General features: G+C 63.2%; 2 protein-coding genes. Both read right to left on the reverse strand.

Annotated features, from left to right (window positions below):
* The coding region (locus EN935_RS42585; RefSeq protein WP_348629926.1) for an alcohol dehydrogenase catalytic domain-containing protein at positions 1 to 147 on the reverse strand (147 nt) is incomplete at its 3' end.
* 72 nt (positions 148 to 219) lie between these two features.
* On the reverse strand, positions 220 to 941 hold a 722-nt coding region (locus EN935_RS37935), incomplete at its 5' end, for an ABC transporter permease (protein ID WP_164771808.1).

Genomic DNA, 941 nt, shown 5'->3' on the forward strand with positions numbered 1-941 from the left:
GTGCTTGCCTTCGAAGATGTGGTAGTCGGTGCCGCAGATCCCGACATGGCTGACCGCCACCAGTGCCCAGCCGGCAGGCGGTGCAGCGGGCGCGGGGTGGTCTTCCAGGACAAGGTCGCCGGGCGAGCGGCAGACGACGGCTTTCATGCGCAATTCCAGTGTTCAAAAAGGGCGCCGGCCTGTTGTTTGAGCGGACCGGCGCATCGGTTCAGGGACGATTCACTTGCCGCGGCGGCGCAGCCCGTCGAAGTAGACGATGATGATGATCAGCGCGCCGGTGATGATACGCTGCCAGAACGAGTTGACGTTGAGCAGGTTGGCGCCGTTGTTGATGGTGGCCAGGATGAAGGCGCCAAGCAACGGTCCGTGCACCGAGCCGACGGCGCCGAACAGCGAGGTGCCGCCGATGACCGACGAGGCGATCGCCTGCAACTCCCAGCCCTCGGCCTGGGTCGGATTGCCGATGCCGATGCGGGCGGCCAGCAACACGCCGACGAAGGCCGCGCACAGGCCCGACAGCGTGTAGGCCATGTAGATGGTGCGCTGGACGTTGACGCCGGACAGGCGCGACGCCTCGGCGTTGGAGCCGACCGAAAACAGATACCGGCCCCAGCGGCTGTGATGCAGGAAGACATAGGCCGGAATGCCGACCAGGATCACCATCCAGAACAAATTGGGGATGCCGATAAAGGAATTGCGCGAGAACGCGGTGAAGGTGTCGCTGTTGATGTTGATCGAATTGCCGTTGGTCATCAAAAGGCCGATACCGCGCAGCGAGGTCAGCGTCGCCAGCGTGATGATGAAGGGCGGCAGGCCCATCTTGACGATGCCGAAGCCGTGGAACATGCCGATGGCAACACCGACCAGCAGCGTCACCAGAATGGCAAGCCAGATGGGGAAACCGGCATTGATCATCATGGCGACAACGACGGTGGCGAAGC

Source organism: Mesorhizobium sp. M7D.F.Ca.US.004.03.1.1 (assembly GCF_003998635.1).
Lineage (GTDB): Bacteria > Pseudomonadota > Alphaproteobacteria > Rhizobiales > Rhizobiaceae > Mesorhizobium > Mesorhizobium loti.